General features: G+C 42.7%; 8 protein-coding genes. All 8 read right to left on the reverse strand.

Going from position 1 to position 20,368, the window contains the following annotated elements; all coding sequences use genetic code 11:
* Positions 1–137: 137 nt before the first annotated feature.
* Entirely contained in the window at positions 138–2,513 is a 2,376-nt protein-coding gene (locus P3L47_RS19370; protein WP_277781831.1) for an ABC transporter permease, read from the reverse strand.
* A gap of 90 nt (positions 2,514–2,603) precedes the next feature.
* Positions 2,604–4,961, reverse strand: coding sequence for an ABC transporter permease (locus P3L47_RS19375; protein ID WP_277781832.1), 2,358 nt, complete (start codon positions 4,959–4,961; stop codon positions 2,604–2,606).
* 209 nt (positions 4,962–5,170) lie between these two features.
* Positions 5,171–7,561, reverse strand: coding sequence for an ABC transporter permease (locus tag P3L47_RS19380; RefSeq protein WP_277781833.1), 2,391 nt, complete (start codon positions 7,559–7,561; stop codon positions 5,171–5,173).
* A 160-nt stretch (positions 7,562–7,721) separates the two neighbouring features.
* Complete coding sequence (locus tag P3L47_RS19385) at positions 7,722–10,109, reverse strand: ABC transporter permease (protein WP_122360316.1); 2,388 nt, start codon at positions 10,107–10,109, stop codon at positions 7,722–7,724.
* A 28-nt stretch (positions 10,110–10,137) separates the two neighbouring features.
* A complete protein-coding gene (locus P3L47_RS19390; protein ID WP_277781834.1) occupies positions 10,138–12,480 on the reverse strand; it encodes an ABC transporter permease in 2,343 nt (780 codons plus the stop codon).
* 96 nt (positions 12,481–12,576) lie between these two features.
* A complete protein-coding gene (locus tag P3L47_RS19395) occupies positions 12,577–14,925 on the reverse strand; it encodes an ABC transporter permease (protein ID WP_277781835.1) in 2,349 nt (782 codons plus the stop codon).
* 19 nt (positions 14,926–14,944) lie between these two features.
* A complete protein-coding gene (locus tag P3L47_RS19400) occupies positions 14,945–17,317 on the reverse strand; it encodes an ABC transporter permease (RefSeq protein WP_277781836.1) in 2,373 nt (790 codons plus the stop codon).
* Between the two features lie 706 nt (positions 17,318–18,023).
* A complete protein-coding gene (locus tag P3L47_RS19405; RefSeq protein WP_277781837.1) occupies positions 18,024–20,351 on the reverse strand; it encodes an ABC transporter permease in 2,328 nt (775 codons plus the stop codon).
* Positions 20,352–20,368 lie beyond the last annotated feature (17 nt).

Genomic DNA, 20,368 nt, shown 5'->3' on the forward strand with positions numbered 1-20,368 from the left:
TTATCATTCAAAATATATGCCAAAAAGTTATTTAGCTATATTTCAACTATTTATGCAAACAAGGCAAAACAACAATGTCTAATAATTAGACACTTATGTATAATTATTAGACATTGAAACAAATAAAAGAAGCAGTGTTATTCAGACTTTATGCTCTCAACCGGATTAGAGTTGGCTACATGCCAGTTCTGGAAAGTGACCGTAACGAAAGTAATAACAGAGATAATAACAAAAGCCAGCAGGAATACCCACCAATACATTGGTGTACGGTAAGCGAAGTTTTCCAACCAACGGTACATTCCATAAAAAGCGACCGGAGTAGCCAGCACAAAACAAGCGGCAAGGATGATCAGGTAGCTTCTGTTGAACATGACCAGTATCTGGGAGGTAGACGATCCCAACACTTTACGGACAGCCACCTCTTTCCGGCGGTACTCACTCTCGAATACAACCAGGCCGAATACACCGACAATAGAGATAAAGATTGCAATAACGCTGAACAGGGTGATCAGGTTGCTGATCTTCAATTCCCTTTCGTATGTCTGCTGCAGGATCTCGTCATAGAATGTAGTTTTGAAAGGATAAATCGGATCTATCTTTGTTAAACAGGCTCGCACATGTTCCATGGCAGCCCGCAGGTCGCTGCCCGCTTTCACTTTTACGTAAGCAGCAGAATAATATTTACTGTCGACTTCCTGTCCCCATCTGTATTTACCCCATACATAAAAGGTCATCGGCGACACTTCATTTCGGAAAGAAGCGAATTTGACGTTCGAAATAAAACCGACGATCTCATCGCCATCGATCTTCTCTCCCAGTTCCAGATTATACATCTCCCGGGCTTTCTCATTAAAAATATAGCTCCCGTTCTCTTTCAAATCATCTTCGGGGCGGAAATCACGACCGTCTGTTATCTCGATTCCCATGACACGCAGGAAAGAGGGAGAAACAGGGATACACTGGAAATTGATATCCTGGTCTTTGTACATACGCCCCCAACCCATATAAAAGTCACGGCTGGACAGCACCTGTTCCGCATAAGTGATATCTTCTATTCCGGAGAACGACTTCACCTCGCTGGTCAGGACATCCTGGTTTTTATTGACTTTACTGTTCAATTCAACCACGATCAGTTCGTCTTTATCATATCCCAAGGGGGTATTTTGCATATACCGGTTCTGTAAATACATGAACAGAGAACTGATGATCAGGATAAATGAAGCGACAAACTGGATACTTATCAGTGCACTTCGAAGTACCCGCCCTTTCGGAGACAAACCAAAACTGCCTTTCAACACCAACGCCGGAGGGAAAGAAGTGATATAACAAGCCGGATAAATACCCGCTAATACACCTACCGCCACAGCTATGGCAGCTGTAGTCATAATGATACCCGACTGTGCCGAAAAAGACATGTCAGCATCTACCAGAGATGCGACAAAAGTCTGCCCGGCAATAAATAACAAACCCAGCGAAATAAGGTAAGCCACGATACTCACAATGACAGCTTCTCCCAGCAAGCTCGTCCGGAGCACGCTATCGGGACTACCCAACACTTTCTGTGTATTGATACTCTTGATACGCATAGGTGTTAAAGCGGTACTGAAATTGGTAAAGTTAATGCCGGCAATTAATAGGATGACAAAAGCGATTGCAAACAGAACATGCATCGTCTGCCGGCTGGCTTTCGGCATGGAATCGAAAGAGACATTCGTCAGGAAATGTAACTTAGGCAGCGGTGTCATCATCAGTTCAATGCCGTCTTTCTCCCACTTGAAATCTTTTCCGAATTGCTGGGAGGCATCGAAATTCTTTTTGAAGTTTTCTTTGACAACTTCTATGTTGGAAGGATCATCCAGACGGAAGAAAAAGAAATAATTCTGGTTGCCGTACTCATTGTAATTTTCTTTATCGGACATTCGCCGGTAAATAATATTCCTGACAGACGAGTTACGGGGGAAGTCTTTAAAGACACCGCTGATCGTAGCCAATGTATTTTCGGACTCCGCACCCATCAAGCGTTTACCTATAGCCGATTCATTTCCGAACAGGCGGTGCGCCATACTTTCAGGGATTATAGCTGTTTCCGGTTGATCGAGTGCTGTCTCATTCCCTTCTACCATATCAAAATGGAATACACGGGTAATCCCGGCTGTCGTGTTTACAACGGGGTCCTTGAAATTCTGCCTTTCGCCGCCTTGGTCCACGCTATAAAACAACTCGGAATTCCAGGAAGACATAATCATTCCGGCTTTTACATGCGGGGATGATTCTGTAAATCCTCTTGCAAAAGGACGGCTGATAACAGCACTCATGCTGCCTTGAAAATCCATATCCATCCGATAGATCGAATTGGCTTCCGGCTGGCAGGAGTCGAAATAATTGTCGTAATTTACCTGCATCATGATCACCATAAAAGCGGTAAAAGCGATGCTTAATCCCAACACATTCAGAAGTGTCGCCATTTTAAAACGGCGAAGCACGCTGATAAAGTTTCTAAAAAGAGTTTTCATATCGATTAATTATTACTTCGATTTAAGGTTGTTCCCACAAACAACTTTATTATAATAATACGTAATAATTTTGCAGAGGTTGCATGATTCTCATTCTGTTTTTATACTTTCTACCGGATTTTCGCTGGCTGTACTCCAATTTTGGAACGAAACAATCAGGATCGTGATAGCTGAAACAAAAACAAAGGCAATCGCATACACCCACCAATACAAAGGTATCTTATAGGCAAAATATGACAGCCACCGGTTCATTGCATAATAAGCAACAGGTATCGACAGGATGAAACAAATTACCAAAATACGCGCATATACTTTATTGAACATGATCAATATCTGTGAGGTAGTTGCACCATGTACTTTTCGGAGACCTATTTCTTTTCTCTTATACTCACTTTCGAAGATCACTAAGCCCAAAACCCCTACTATCGAAATAAAAACAGCTACCAGACTGAACAGGGAGATCAGCCAACCGATACTCAACTCACGTTTATAGAGATTATTCAGGATCGTATCATAAAACGATACCTCAACCGGAAAATCCTTGTCTACCGAAGTAAACGCTTTACCAATGGAGGCAATGGCTTCGCGGATATTGGCTCCGGCTTTTATCTTTATATAGGCATATCTCGGATGAAAATCTTTTTCATCCGGTACATAAAAAGCCATCGGTTCGACAGTGGTACGGAAAGAAGCATACTTTACATCATCTATAAAACCGGCGATCACGGCAGGAGGTACTTCAACATAAGCATTTCCTGTAATATATTCACCTGCCACCAGGTCATACTGTAACCTGGCTGTTTCATTAAAGATATAAGCTCCTCCTGCCGATGCTGCATCTTCCTGATAAAAAGCACGACCGGATATAACCGGAATATTCATTACCTGAAGGAAATTGGGATCAACTGTGAATAATTTGAATGTTAGATCATTGTTTCTGTAGCCCCGTCCAAAAGTAGAATATTGATCTCCTCCTGACAATAAATCTTCGGCAAAAGCCACCTCTTGTATAGACGACTCATTCTTTAACAGGCTTTCCAATGTTCCTGTATTCTTTATCAACTTCCCGTTCAACTCAACAATAGCAACCTGATCTTTATTAAAGCCCAAAGAAGAAGAAACCATATAATGATTCTGCAGATAAATAAACAAGGCAGCTATAATCAATGCAAAAGAGATGACAAACTGGAAAGAAATAAGAAGACTTCTTAATTTTCTTCCGGCAGGAGTCAACCCGTATGAACCTTTCAACACCAATGCCGGAGAAAAAGAAGTGATACGCCAGGCAGGATATACCCCCGCTAAAACTCCCACTGTTATGGCCAATATCCCCGTCAATGCCAACAAAGGAATATTGGAAGCCAGCGACATGTCTCCACTTATCATATCTGCAAGCCAGGTATTCGCCATTCCTCTGACAATAAACAGCGAAATAACAAAAGAAACTAGACAAATCATTACTGCCTCTACCAGCATGGCACAACGTAATATCCTATCGGAACCTCCCAGTATTTTCTGCGTATTAATACTACGGACACGTATTGGAACTAATGCATTGCTGAAGTTTGTAAAATTGATCCCGGCAATAAACACTATCAATAGAGCCACAGTGAACAGAATCAAGACCAATGTACGATTACCTTTATCTTTCAATGAATCGAACTGGGAATCCGCTTCATAATAAATATCGGTTAATTGGGTAAGCCTTACATCACGCGTTTCCCAATCATACTCTTGCCTGTTTAAATGTTTTTTGAAATTAGCTATTATCTGATCTTTTTGGTTAGGATCATCCAATAAAACATACAACTGATAACCATTAGCATTCCAGTTATCCTGGTCTACTTTCCCATTGATTCCTTTATACACAGCATTCTGTATCACAGAATTTGCTGGAAAATCTTTATATACGCCACCGACTGTAAATGATGAATTATCGGTCATCAACAGTTTACCGACAGCCTGATCTTCTCCAAAAAACTTTTGGGCCTGACTCTTTGAAATCAGAACAGTACCCGGATTCTCTACACTCTCAGCATTACCCTCCAGCATTTGGAAATCAAAAATAGCGGCATATTCCGGAGTCATACCGTTCACTGTACACCAAAAGCCAGCATCGTCATTATTTCCGGTTTCAGCCTTTAAGGCCAGTCGAGCTCCCCAAGAATTAAGCAATGCTCCTTTCTCTATATGAGGAGACGATTGAATAAAAGCATTGGCAAAAGGAGGAGATACAACTACCTGATTTCCCCAATCCGGCGTATAAAGTCCTACCCTGAAGATCCGTTCCGCATTTTTCTGATACCTGTCGAATCCCCAGTCATATTGCAGCTGGATCATTAAAATTATAAAAGCTGCAAAAGCAACACTAAGCCCCAATACATTCAACAGGGTTGCCACCTTAAACCGACGAACTACTCCCAACAGATTCCTGATAATTGTTTTCATAATCGTATCGAATTAACGTTATAATCTGAATGATATATCCTCTTATGCTGCGCTATCCGTTATATCATTTTGGCTAAATCCATTCAAATAATGTGCCAAAGACATAAATATGTAAAAAACAAGGCGTTGCTTATGCAACGCCTTGTCGGAAGTGTCCAATATTTAGACACAGGTGTATAATTATTAGACAAAACAAACCATGAATCTGTCTAATTATCTTTTATGCTATATACCGGATTCTCATTTGCTGTCCGCCAGTTCTGGAAAGTTACTGTCAGGATCGTGATAAAGAAAATCAGAGCGAAAGACAAGGCAAATACCCACCAGTAAACCGGAGTTTTATAAGCAAAGTTTTCCAGCCATTTATTGACAGCATAATAGGCAGCCGGAGCTGCCAGTACAAAACAAACAGCCAAAATACGTATGTACGTTTTATTGAACATGATCAGGATTTGAGAAGTAGTCGAACCCAATACCTTACGGACACCTATTTCCTTCCGGCGATACTGGCTGTCGAACACGACCAAACCGAAAACCCCGACCATCGAGATAAAGACAGCGATCAGGCTGAACAGAGTAATCAATGCACCCAGGTTTGTCTCCTTCTCATACAAATTATTCAGTACATCATCAAAGAAGCGGACATTAAAAGGATAATCCGATTGGATTTCACTCAACACCTTTTTTACATGCTCCATAGCAGCCAGCTTGTCCGTTCCGGCTCCCACACGGATGTAGCCGAAGGTAGATTGTTCGTTACGGCTGGTTCCGGGTACATAAAAGGCCATCGGCGTAATCTCCATCCGGAAAGAGGCCGCTTTAATATCCGGGCAGAAACCAACTATTTCCGCTCCGTAGATTTTATCACCCAACTGAATATCGTAGGCTTTCCGGGCTGATTCGTTGAAAACGTAGACACCCTCTGCCGTCAAGGCATCTTCGGGACGGAAGTCACGTCCTTCATTGACCGGAATACCTAATACCTGCAGGAAAGAGGGATCGACCGGCAGACATTGATACTGGATGTGCTTACCATTCAACTCACGTCCCCAGGTCGAATACTGGTCCTGTCCCGACAACTGAAATCCAGCTGCAGTCACATCCTCGATACCGGAGAAAGACTTCAGACGATTCTTGAAAGAATCCTTATTTTTCATAACTTTAGCAGTCAGGTCGGTCACGATAATTTCATCTTTGTCATATCCCAGGGAACTTGTCCGCATGTAGTTGTTTTGCATATACATAAACATGGCCCCGATGATCAAAGCAAACGAAGCGATGAACTGTACGCTGATCAGTACATTCCGCAGCAACCGTCCTTTAGGAGAAAGTCCGAAACTACCCTTCAACACCAGGGCTGGTGAGAAAGAGGTAATATAGTAAGCCGGATAAAGTCCTGCCAACACACCAAGCAGGATGGCAAGCACGCCGGTTACGCTAATCAATACCGGATGAGCCGTCAACGAGAGATCAGCTCCGACCAATGCCTTGAGTGGAGTATCAGCAGCCAGATAGACAGCCACCAGTGCCAATATAAATGCGATGAAACTGATACCGACCGCTTCCATCAATAGAGAGAAACGCAAGGTACTATCGGAACTTCCCAATACTTTCTGTGTATTGATGCTCCTGATACGCATCGGCGTGAGTGCCGTACTGAAATTGGTGAAATTGATTCCTGCAATAAGTATAATCACACAGGCAATAGCGATAAGCACCAACAGCGTCTGCCGACTCGTTTTAGGAGCCATATCGAAGGCTACATCCGTTACGTAATGCAGTTCCGGCAATGGGGTCAACTGGAAATTCGCAGTTTTGTTTCCCCACATATTTTTCTCCAGATCGTTTTTCTTGTAATAATCCAGAAACTCGCTGACCAGGTTTTCAGCCGATGCAGGATTGTCCAGAAGTAGATAGGCATTGTAACTGGAGTTTCCCCAGTCATGCAATCCTTCTTTATCATCTATTTTCAGATAGACAGCATTCTGAAGGATACCGTTCACGGGGAAATCGCGGTAAACCCCTCCTACCGTATAATCGATCTCGGCAATGGTAAACATTCCCGAAAAGCGTCCTTGTGTATCTGCAGCTTTCATGTGACGTCCGACGGCAAACTCCGTACCGAATATCTTCTGTGCCATGCTGGCCGGAATCAGTATCTTCTCGGGATCTTCCAAAGCCTTTGCCGAGCCATCCAGCATATCGAAAGTAAACACATCGGCAAATGAAGAATAGACCGGCAAATTCGGCTCCATATAGCTGACCCGCTCTCCTGTGCCCACATCGGCCAGAAAAACCGTTTGGCTGTACATCGGATAAGTCAGCGCACCGGCAACAATATGCGGTGAGAAATTGAAAAACGCATCCGCCAACGGCCTGGAGAGAACAGCTTGTAAGCCATCATCATCGCCCCACTTCATTTCCAGCCGGTAAATCCGGTTGGCCTCTTTATGGAATTTATCGAAATTCCTGTCATAATCGACCTGCATCATGATTACCATAAAGGCTGCAAAAGCAATGCTCAGTCCCAATACATTCAACAGTGTCGCCATTTTAAACCGGCGCAATACACTTAACAAGTTTCTAATAATAGTCTTCATATCTATAGTTCATTTCTTTCTGGTCAATATAATTCAAATACTGTGCCAAAAGAGATAAGCTAATAATAAACAAGGCGTTATAAATATAACGCCTTGCCGGGTGTGTCTAATATTTGGACACTGATGTATAATAATTAGACAAAACAAACCATGAATATGCCTAATTATCTTTTATGCTGTACACCGGATTTTCATTGGCTACCCGCCAGTTCTGGAAAGTCACCGTCAGAATGGTGAGGCAGAAAACCAATAAGAAAGCAAGCATAAATACCCACCAATAAACCGGTGTTTTGAGGGCAAAGTTTTCCAGCCATTTATGGATAGCATAGTAGGCAACCGGAGCCGCCAAGGCAAAACAGATACATAATATATATATGTAAGTCTTATTAAACATGATCAGGATCTCGGAAGTAGTCGAGCCCATTATTTTTCGTATGCCGATTTCTTTTTTGCGGTATTGGCTATCGAATACCACCAGTCCGAATACTCCGACCATCGAAATGAACACGGCAATCAAACTGAATAGGGTTATCAGCGAACTCAGGTTCTCTTCCTTCTCATACAAAGTATTTAATACCTGATCGAAGAACTTAACGTTAAACGGATAATCCGGATGTATCTCATTTAGTACACTTTTCACATGAGCCATTGCTGCTTGCAGGTTCGAATCACCCTTTACCTTTATATAAGCATAATCCGCTCCACCGCCATACCCCTTACCACGCACATAGAAAGCCATAGGAGTAACTTCTGTACGGAAGGACGCAAATTTTATATCCGGAATAAAGCCGACTATGTTGGCTCCATCGATCTTATCCCCCAAACTTATATCGTATAGATTTCTCGCCCGTTCATTAAATATGAAAGCCCCTTCGGCTGTCAAAGCATCTTCCTCCCGGAAATCCCGGCCCTCAGTCACAGGAATATTCATGACCTTAAGAAACGACGGATCTATCGGCATGCACTGGAACTGTATATTCTCGCCTTTCAATTCACGCCCCCACTCCATATATTGATCCTGGCTCGATAGCATGAACTCACCATAAGTGACATCCTCTATACCTGAAAAAGTCTTCAGGCTACTCCTGAAAGCGTCCGAACTCTTCAATACAGGTGCAGTCAGGTTCGTCACAATTATTTGATCCTTATCATACCCTAACGGACTATTTTGCATAAAGCGATTCTGCAAAGACATAAACATCGAACCGATAATCAAAGTAAAAGAAACTATAAACTGTATGCATATAAGCACATTACGCAATCTTCGTCCTGCTGGAGACAGACCGAAACTCCCTTTCAAAACCAATGCCGGAGAAAAAGAAGTCATATAATAGGAAGGATACAAACCTGCTAGTAATCCGGTCAGCAATGCGATCAAAGCCGTTGCGGAAAGTAACAACGGATGGGCAAACAAAGACATATCCGCATCTACCAACTTCGCTATCGTACTGTTGCCAGCCATATGGACCATCCACAAAGCCAGTAAATAAGCCACCGTACTGATACAAACAGCCTCCATCAATAGCGAGAAGCGCAATACGCCATCGGAACTGCCCAACACCTTTTGTGTATTAATACTTTTCACACGCATCGGCGTCAGTGCCGTACTGAAATTGGTAAAATTTATACCTGCAATAATCAGTATGACCAATGAAATAGCGATAAGAACCAATACCGTTTGCCGACTAGACTTGGGAGTCATATCGAAAGTTACATCCATTGCATAATGTACATCCGGTAAACGAGTCAAGCGAAAATTAGGCTCACCTGAATACCACGACATATTCTTTCCCAGTTCATTCTTTTTATAATAGACTAAAAAATCACTCACCAGATCCTTTGCTGACTCAGGATGGTCAAGACGGACATAAAAGTTATAGCTTGAATTTCCCCAATTATGCAAATCTGCTTTCTCATCCATCTTCAAAAAAATAGCATTTCGGATAATACTATTAAGGGGAAGATCCTTATAAATGCCACCTATCGTGTAATTTCCTTCCGGTGTAGTGAAAAAACCGACCAACAGTCCTTTACTCTCCTTTGCTGTAATCTGTTTACCAACAGCCGACTCTTCTCCGAATATTTTACGCGCCAAACTTTCCGGAACCAGCACCTTACCCGGTTCTTTCAGAGCATCTACCGAACCATCCAATATATCGAAGTCAAAGACATCCGTAAAAGAAGGATCAACAATCATGGTCGGTTCCATATAGGTACTTTTTTCTACTCCTTTATCGACCGAATAAAATGTTTCATTATAAAACGGAGAGGTAACCGCCCCTGCCACAATATGCGGAGAGAAATTCATAAAAACATTAGCCATCGGACGTGACAGGACAGCCTGTGTCGACTCCTTATCCCACTGAAGCTCCACTCGGTAGATATTATCCGCATTCTTATGGAACGTATCGAAGTTCTTATCATAGTCCACTTGCATCATTATCACCATAAAAGCGGCAAAAGCCACAGATAATCCAAGGATGTTAAGAATAGTTGCCATCTTAAAACGGCGCAATACACTGATAAAATTTCGAATAATTGTTTTCATTTCTTTGTGTTGTTTATATATGGCTAACTTAATTATCTTTTATATTATTCACCGGATTGGAAGTAGCCGCCTGGTAGCTCTGTACCAATACGGTAAAGAACGAGATGAACAGACAGAATACACCCGCTGCCGCATAAATCCAGGGAGACAGCTCGATTCGATACGAATAATCCGAAAGCCACCCATTCATAAAATACCAGATTACCGGTATGGCGATGATAAAGGCGATTGCCACATAGGTAAGGAACGCTTTTACCAGCCGGACAAGTACCTGCGCATTTGTAGAACCGAAGACTTTACGTACTGCTATCTCGGAAGAACGCTGTTGGATAAAATAGGTTGACATCGCCAGCAATCCCAGTAAAGAGATCAGGATTGCAATCATGGCAAAGATCGATACGATCTTCAAGGTCCTTTGCTGGGCGGCAAACGACCGCTCTACCTGCTCGTTAATGAACATTCCCATAAATTCCATTCCCGTATATTTCTCGTAAACAATCTCTATCTCTTTACGGGCAGCAAACGGATCCCCTTTCACCTCTACAATGATATTGCGCGGATTCATATCTTCCCGGTTCGAACAAAGTATCACAAGTCCCGGAAGTTTTTGCATCAGGATATTATTCATCTGGAAATCCTGAACGATACCGGCCAATGGCGTATCGAACGCAGCCCTGTGCTTGAACGAGGCAGCATCTTCCGGCAGTTCCAGAGCTTTCATAAACTCTTCAGAGAGATAGTATTTGACCGATCCGGCGACATGATTGTCACGCAGTATCTTAAAGCCCAGAATATCGAAATAGGTCTGATCGCCCCGAAACTCTTGTGAGCTGATACTCTTATTGTCGTAACGGCCACTGAAGTTCATACCCATAGTGAAAGGAGTTCCTTCCGCCAGTCCGACCCGGCTGACACACGCCAGTTGTTCCAATTCGTTTGCCAGGGTATAGCTGCTTTTCTGATCAGGTAACTCTCTTGCATAGATATCGAGCACATTCACCGTATTATATCCTAACGGAGCATTTATCAGATACCTGATCTGCAAAAACATAGTAAGTGAGGCAGCCACCAGACAGATCGTTATCAAATTTTGGAAAATGATAAAGAACTTACTGAACACCATTTTCGTCTGCTTCCGGAACGTCCCCCGTACCACTTCGATCGGCTTCGCATTCGATATCACGATGGCAGGCAGCAACCCGGCAATAAATCCGACCAGGACGATCAGACAAATGACGATAATACCATTCACGGGAGTGATCATCTCGGTGATCTCTATCTTTTTCTGCAACAGATCACCGGCATAGGAAGCAAAGAAAAAGGCAAGGAATAAACCGACTATAAAAGAAATAGCCGTCAGCAAGGTCGATTCCATGATCAGACGGGTAAACAGCTCCTTTCGCGAAGAACCCAGCAAGCGGCGGGTAGCCATTTCTTTTGCCCGAAATCCCGTTTGTGCCACCGTCAGGTTGATATAATTGATAACGGCAAACAGGAGGATCAGCAAGCCAACCGAAAGCAGAATGACCACGAACTTCCAGTCCCCCTTTTCTATTGTAACAGCTCCGAATGATCCCTCCGGTTCCCAGAAATACAACTTATTCAGCGGGATAAATACAACTTCTGTAGAAAAGCCTCTTTCATACATCCAGAAAAATGTCTTGAACCAGTCTCTTACCTCTTCTGATTTGGAAGCAATATCAGTACCTTTACGCTCCATCACAAAGACGTTCACAACACCGGCACTATTATAATCGTCAAACATATTCTGTCCTACCGCTTTGATATTCTCGACCCGGAACAGAATATCCTGATCGGGAATGACCGAATGACGAATATTTTCCATCACTCCATTGACCACCAGTGTCAACTCATCATTGATACGAATCGTTTTACCCATCGGGTCTTCTTTACCAAAGAACTTATTGGCAAAAGACTCGGAGATCACCGCATAGTTTCTGGCGGCCAATGCCTGTTCCCGGTTCCCCTGTATCAACGGAACATTGAAAAAGTCGAAGAATGTCGTATCGGCCAGCATCAGATTGGCTGTCAGCGTTTCATTTCCACGTTGAATCAAGGTATTGTCAAATATCCGGCACAAAACATGACAAACTTTCTCTATCTCCGGATAACGTTCTTCCAGACGATATCCGATCTGGTAAGCCGATCCGATATCCTCGCCATCACTTACAGCATAAATACGGGCTGCATTTTCATTTCCGCAGTCGGTCGACAACTCGCCGACCACATAGGTTGCAATCAGGATCACAAACATCAGCGAGACGGACAGACCGAACAGGTCGATCGCCGTATACCCTTTGTTTCGTCCCAGGAAATTAAAGAAGGACTTAAAATTCAATACATTGTTCATTGTGGTGTTACTCTATATGTTACTACTAATTCATTAGCTATATATAATATGGATAAGGTTTTGGTCGTTTTGGCTAAAAGATAATCAGGCAAAAGCCTAATTATCTTTTATATTTTCTACCGGATTGGCTATTGCCGCCTGATAACTCTGTATGAACACAGTTACAAACGAGACGATCAGACAGAACATTCCGGCAACAACATAAATCCAGGGAGAAAGTTCGATCCGATACGAATAATCGGTCAGCCATCCGTTCATAAAATGCCAGATCAACGGTATAGCGATGATAAAAGCAATCCCCACATAGGTCAGGAAGGCTTTCACCAACCGGATCAGTACTTGTGCATTGGTCGAACCGAATACCTTGCGCACTGCTATTTCAGACGAACGCTGCTGGATAAAGTAAGTCGACATGGCCAGCAACCCCAACAACGAGATCAGGATCGCGATACCGGCAAAGATCATAACGATTGTCAAAGTTCTTTTCTGAACCGTAAACGATTCTTCGATTTGTTCATCCATGAACTTACCAGTAAAGTCCAGACCGGTCAATTTTTTATAAGTGGCAGCCACTTCCCGGCGGGCAGTAAACGGATCACCATTCACTTCTACGATGATATTATGAGGACGATCGAGTTCCTCTTTACTTTCGGTGAGAATCAGAACGACCGGAGAGTTCTTTTGTATTATATTACGTAACTGGAAATCCTTTACAATACCGGCAACAGGATGTTTTCCCCAGGCGCTGAAATCAAAATCCGTAGCGTCTTCCTTCAATCCCAGAGCTTTTACCGAACTTTCGGCAAGAAAATATTTATCCGGATCGGCTACATGGTTATCACGCAGGTATTCAAATCCCAAAATATCACTATATTCTTTATTACAACGAATGATCTGGAAAGGAATCGTCTTATCATCGTAACGGGCATTATAATTCATTCCCATATTGAAAGGAGTACCTTGTCCTAATCCTACCCGGTTGACGCTACCCAACTGTTTCAACTCACTCACCAGAGTATTACAGGATTGATTCTCCGGCAATTCATCTCCTTTTATATCGATAATATTGACTGAATTATATCCTAACGGAGCATTGATCAGATGCTTTACCTGCAAAAACATGGTAACAGAAGCTGCAATCAGACAAATCGTGATCGTATTCTGAAAAACAATAAAGAACTTGCTGAATACCATCTTCGTCTGTTTACGGAACGTACCCCGCACCACTTCGATCGGTTTTGCATTCGAGATAACGATTGCCGGTAACAAACCGGCTATAAATCCGATCAGGGCGATCAGCAGTATCACAATCATACCATTCAACGGAGTGATCATTTCAACCAGATCTACTTTCTTCTGTAACAGATCACTCACAAAAGGAGCAAAGAAGAAAGCAAGCAACAAACCGACTAAGAAAGAAATAGTTGTCAACAATGTCGATTCTATGATCAAGCGGGAAAACAATTCTTTCCTCGAGGAACCCAGCAAACGGCGGGTGGCCATTTCTTTTGCCCTGAAACCGGTCTGTGCCACTGTCAGGTTGATGTAATTAATGACGGCAAACAACAAAATAAGCAAACCTACCGACAAGAGGATCATCACAAACTGCCAGTTGCCTCTTTCTATCGCATAAAATCCATACGGATTGGTCTGTTCCCAAAAATATAACTCTGTCAGCGGAATGAAGCTAAGTCCCTTTACAGATCCATTCATATATGCCGGTACAAAGGTATTGAACCAATCCATGATATCCTTCGACCGGGAAGTAATATCTGCACCTTCCTGTTCCATCACAAAGACATTGGTCATTCCATAACTGTTGTAGTTAGCAATCCAACCTTCAGGAATTAAGGTATTGATATTTTCGATCCTGAACAGGATATCCTGATCCGGGATAACGGAGTTCCGGATATCCTTCATCACACCATTCACCATCAGCGACAGTTTATCATTGATACGGATCGTTTTCCCCATCGGGTCTTCATTTCCAAAAAACTTATTCGCAAAAGATTCGGAGATCACGGCATAGTTCTTTGCCGCCAATGCCTGCTCTTTACTTCCCTGTACCAACGGGAAATTGAAAAATTCGAAAAAAGTCGCATCGGCAAGCATCATATTTGCCGTTACATTATTCTCCCCGTTCCGGATCGGAGTATTTTCAAAGACACGGGTCATTGTATGACAGACTTTTTCAATCTCCGGATAATGTTCCTCCAGACGAGTACCCAACGGATAAGCCGCACCGCTCGTTTGACCATCCGTCAAAACGTAGATACGGTCGGCATGCTCATGGTAACGGTCGGTCGACAACTCACCGACCACATAGGTTGCGATCAAAATCACAAACATCAGCGAGACAGACAAGCCGAATAGGTCGATGGCAGTATACCCCTTGTTGCGTCCCAGGAACTTAAAGAATGATTTGAAATTTAAAATATTACTCATAATATCGATACTAAATTAGTTATTCACTTTTAACACTATTCACTGGATTCTCATTCGCTGCCTTCCAGTTCTGGAAAGTAACCGTCAGCATCGTGATCGCTGCCACAACGGCAAAAGCCAAAACAAACACCCACCAAAAGACCGGTGTCTTGTCGGAAAAGTTTTCCAGCCATTTATGTACTCCGTAATAAGCAAACGGGGCTGCTATGACAAAACATATACTGACAACCTTCAGGTAGATTTTATTGAACATATTCAATATCTCCTGTACCGTCGCACCGAACACTTTCCGAACGCCGATCTCTTTCCGTCTGTATTGTGTCTCAAAGACTACCAAACCGAATACGCCCACGATCGACAGAACGATAGCCAACAGGCTGAACAAGGTGATCATCTTTTTCAGATATTGTTCTTTATGATAGAGATTATTGAATACCGTATCGTAAAACTCGACTTCGAAAGGATAAGCCGGATCAATATCGGTAATCACCCGGTGGATATGGGCTACCGCTTCTTCCACGTTTGTTCCGACTTTCAGACGGATATAAGAAATAGTCAAACCACTGAATCTTTTACTAACCCTGAACATCAACGGTTTGTTAGACGAACGCAGAGAAGAAACCTTTATATTGTCGATGAAGCCGGCGATACTACCTGTACCCATCCAGCTCTTTTCCAATGGATATCCCGGTTCCATATCAGGAACAACATCCAGCATCCGCTTGGTAAAGATACAAGCATAAGTAGAATCACTTTGTGCATCCGAACGGCTAAAATCACGTCCGCTGGTGACGGGAATACCCATCACATTCAGAAAGTTCCATGAAACATCGATCACTTCGCTATTAAATTCTTTATTATTGCAACGGAAATAATTGGCAGAATAGACATCCGAAGCTCCTACTATGGTATTGGCAAATCCTCCATCCTCGATACCGGCATACTCTTTGAGCCGGTTTACCAATAGATCGCCGGACTTCGTGACTATATCCTGACTCAATGTCACCATCGCTACCTGGTCTTTATCGAATCCCAACTTGTAAGAACGCATATAGTTATTCTGGATCTGTATAAAAGAAGAACCGATAATCAAACCGATGGAAACAACATACTGGAAACCGATCAAGGCCGTACGCAACTTCCGTCCTGAAGCAGACAGGCCGAAACTACCCTTCAATACCAGTGCCGGTTGGAAAGAGGTCATATACCATGCCGGATACAGACCGGCTACCAACCCCAATAATACAGAAATACCCAACACCATAAATAACAGCGGTATATAATGCAGTAAATTCGTATCCGCTTCGACGAATGATAAAACTTCCGTCCTGTTCAATATCCAGGTCAATAAAAAGGCCAACAGGCAGGCAAATACACAAATAGATACCGCTTCGGCTACCAAACTTGCCCGCAAACTTGCTGTCGAACTGCCCAATACCTTTTGGGTATTGATACTTTTTATCCGCATCGGAGCCAGTGAAGTGCTGAAATTCGTAAAATTGATCCCGGCAATGACGATGACCAGTAAAGCGATCAATACCAATAACCGCATCGTATCGACATTTCCAGTCTTAATAAAATCATCCAACTGACCAGGCATATAATAAATGTCAGTGATAGGTATCAGTTGCAAGCGGGTTTCTTTATTGACATTATATTTAGCAAAATCGAATGTACTATTGAAGTTATCCTCTACTACTTGGCGAGACTCAGGTGAATCGAGCAATAAATATCCCATAAAGTTCTGAGAAAGCCAATCATCTTCAAAGTGTTTATTCATTCGGGCATAAATCCCGTTTTCCATCTGCGAGTTTTCCGGAAAATCTTTATAGACAGCTCCGACGGTAAAGTTCATTTCATCTATATAAAACATTCTATCTTTCGAACGAATACTTTTGCCTATAGCCGATTCCTTGCCAAACATCCGTTTAGCCATACTTTCAGATATCATTACCTTTTCCGGATCTTCCAGGCAAGTTGCCATTCCTTCCACCAAAGTCGGTTCGAATACTTTGGGAAAATCCGGATAGCAAGGGATAAATAGTTCTTTAAAACCTCTTTCATCATTTCCCTCTCCTACATTCACATAGGTTTTACTACTAAAAGAATTCAGCAATGTATAGGCTTCAATATGCGGAGACGAAGTAAAAGCAGCATTCGCTAACGCCTGGGGAATCACTGATGCATAAATATCTCCTTCGCCGTGATTCATATCTACCCGGCAAATACGGGACGCGGTCGGATAACACCGGTCGAAAGTCCGTTCATATTGAACCTGCATCATAATCACCAGAAAAGCAGTCAAGGCGACAGTCAGCCCCACCACATTCAGAAAAGACGCCATCTTGAAGCGGCGCAGTACGTTCACAAAGTTTCGTAATATTGTTTTCATCTATACTAATGTTTTGTCTTCTATTCTTTTTACATATTTGACTATTCAAATCGTATGCCAAACTAGTAAATTACTGATAATCAAGTAAATAACCAATCATTCTTTTAATATCTATGTCAAATAATTGGACAGTTCTGTCTAGTTTTTTGACATCCGAAGGCTATCAGTCTATTTATTTACAACAGCCATACAAAGTTTTTTAAAACAACCCTTCACCATCTATATTTTAGCCTCCAACTATTGATATTCATAACATAAAAAGGTGACGCCGCCTTGAAAAACAGCGTCACCCCATATTAGAAAGAAATGACGCCGGAAATCACCTCCGGCGTCACCCTACAATTATTGAATATCAATCTACATGCGTCACATTTTTTTTAGTGACACCGAAAACTGATCAAACTTCAAAGTGTAGTATATCTCATCTATTCCCTTTGATAGTATTCTCCGGCAACTATCTTCCTTCCGAACATCCACTAACAGCTAATTTACTATGCATTAATAGCTCCCTGCTTATTTTCTATTCTCAGCCTGTACAGGATAACAAAATACCCTGTACACCCTAGTCGATTACCCTGTACATCGTACCGGATTATCCTGTACACCCTAGTGTTTGCAAACAGGCAGATATGCACTAATCTTCGACATAGCATACAATAGATGCTCACCTGGTACCGGTTAGGAACTGGTTACATTCTACCTCTTGTTACTTATTCGATACACTATCTATCGGGTTGGCATTAGCAGCTTTGTAACTCTGGAAAAATACCGTTACAAGTGCAATGACGAGACAGAATATACCGGAGACAATAAAGATTAGCGGATTCAGGGAGATCCGGTATGAATAATCGGACAGCCACTGGTTCATGAAATACCAGATAATCGGTGTTGCTATAATAAAGGCCACACCTACATAAACCAAAAACGAACCGATCAGACGGAACAAAACAGCCTGATTATCAGATCCAAACACTTTACGAATAGCCACCTCCTGCGAACGCTGATGGATGAAATAGGTCGACATGGCCAGTAAACCCAACATAGAGATAATAACTGCAATCGAAGCAAAGAGCGAAACAATCTTTGTCATCCGGACTTCAGACTCGAACGATTTCTGAACCTGTTCATTCAGATAGGTGGCATTGAAATCCAACCCACCGGAAGCCTCCTTATAGATCTCTTGTATTTTGTTATAAGCTGTATAAGGGTTACCTTCCACTTCGATAAGAATACTCCAGGGGAACATTTCACTCCGTTTGTCGATGCGAAGCATGGCGGGACGCATATCATTCGTAATATTTCCCAACTGAAAGTCCTGCACAATACCGGCAATCGGCGTTGCATTTTTATTCCATAGGAAACTGGGAGCGTCCTGTGGCAACTCCATATCCCGCATGGCTTTTTCAGTCACATACCAGCTCTTTTCTGCTAATTGGTTATCACGGACAATCTTATATCCCAACATATTGAACGCTGTGCTATCCATGATGAACTGCTGGAAACCGAGAAATTTGCCTTCATATTCGCTGGACATATTATTACTTCCGCTCAAAGGCATCCCGGCTGCCAGCCCTACTCGTTTGACGAACGGTTGACGCCCAAACTCATCGATAGCTGCATTACGGTCGGAGTTGTTTGCAAAACCATTCGCAACCTCCAGTATACTATTCGTGTTATAGCCCAACGGTGCATTGATCAAGTGACGCGATTGCAGGATCATGACGATCGATGCCGCAATCATAGCGATGGTGATTCCATTCTGGAAAGTGATAAACACCTTACTGAACACCATTTTCGTCTGCTTACGGAACGTTCCGCGCACAATATCGATCGGCTTCACGGAAGAAATCAATACAGCCGGCAACAGTCCGGCAACAACGCCAATCAGAAGAATCAAGACAATACCGGCAAGACACCAGCCAGGAGTGAAAGTCGCCATCAGATCGATCTGCGTCTGCAAAAGATCATTCACAAAAGGAACCGCCGCATGTGCCAGTAACCAGCCTATTCCGAAAGAAATTATAGTCAGCAAAGTCGATTCTATCATCATACGTATGAATAAATCTCCGCGTGACGATCCTAACAAACGTCTTGTAGCCATCTCCTTCGCCCGCTGACCTGCCTGTGCGACCGTCAGATTAATATAATTGAATATGGCAAAGACCAGGATCAGGATACCTATAGACAAGAGAACAATGACCAAACGCTTATTCCCTGTTTGAACAGATCCGAAATCGTTCAATTCAGAGAAATAAAGTTCACTTATCGGTATCAAGTTCACTACTTTGGACATATCACGCTGGTAAATCCAGAACGATTCCTTGAAATAACTCAGGATATCCGGTATCTTCGGACGCAGGTCGGCACCCGGCTTCATCTTTAAGAAAGCGACTGTCGAGCCGGCATTTCCGGGATGATCCATACTGATCGACCAGTTGTACTCATGAGCCCGCTCCACACGAAACATGATATCAGCATACGGGATCGTCGAGTGCTTGATATCTTCCATAATGCCGCTCACCAGGAAAGAAAGCGAATCGCCGATAATAACGCTTTGTCCGATCGGGTCTTCCGTGCCGAACAGTTTATTGGCAAAAGTCTTTGAGAGAACGACATTGCTTCTGTTTTCCAATACCCGGTTCTTATCTCCTGCCAGGAGTTTAAAAGAGAAAAAGTTAAAGAAGCAAGAATCGACGGGGACTGTTCTGGCAGTTAATTTTTTATCATTATTTTTTACGATCTGATTACCCACATTGGTTGTAATAACCGGGCAGACCTGCTCGATCTCAGGATAGCGTTCCTGCAGGCGGTAGGCGATCGGCAACGCCGTGCTCGGTCCTCTGTCGTTAGCCAACACATAAATGCGGTCTACATCCTTATGGAACTTGTCGACCGACAATTCCTGTACGGTATAAACGGCAATCAGGATTACAAACATCAATGAAACGGACAGTCCGAATACATCGATCGCTGTATATGCTTTATTCCTGCTTAAAAATTTGAGGAATGATTTTATATTTAATAAGTTATTCATCTTCTTACTGATTTCAT

This window comes from Parabacteroides chongii (assembly GCF_029581355.1).
GTDB lineage: Bacteria > Bacteroidota > Bacteroidia > Bacteroidales > Tannerellaceae > Parabacteroides > Parabacteroides chongii.

What these genes read in the sequence shown, in the direction of transcription:
- P3L47_RS19380 (WP_277781833.1), bottom strand. Translation starts at nt 7,561, where the DNA reads ATGAAGACTATTATTAGAAACTTGTTAAGTGTATTGCGCCGGTTTAAA.
- P3L47_RS19390 (WP_277781834.1), bottom strand. Translation starts at nt 12,480, where the DNA reads ATGAACAATGTATTGAATTTTAAGTCCTTCTTTAATTTCCTGGGACGA.
- P3L47_RS19405 (WP_277781837.1), bottom strand. Translation starts at nt 20,351, where the DNA reads ATGAATAACTTATTAAATATAAAATCATTCCTCAAATTTTTAAGCAGG.
- P3L47_RS19375 (WP_277781832.1), bottom strand. Translation starts at nt 4,961, where the DNA reads ATGAAAACAATTATCAGGAATCTGTTGGGAGTAGTTCGTCGGTTTAAG.
- P3L47_RS19385 (WP_122360316.1), bottom strand. Translation starts at nt 10,109, where the DNA reads ATGAAAACAATTATTCGAAATTTTATCAGTGTATTGCGCCGTTTTAAG.
- P3L47_RS19395 (WP_277781835.1), bottom strand. Translation starts at nt 14,925, where the DNA reads ATGAGTAATATTTTAAATTTCAAATCATTCTTTAAGTTCCTGGGACGC.
- P3L47_RS19400 (WP_277781836.1), bottom strand. Translation starts at nt 17,317, where the DNA reads ATGAAAACAATATTACGAAACTTTGTGAACGTACTGCGCCGCTTCAAG.
- P3L47_RS19370 (WP_277781831.1), bottom strand. Translation starts at nt 2,513, where the DNA reads ATGAAAACTCTTTTTAGAAACTTTATCAGCGTGCTTCGCCGTTTTAAA.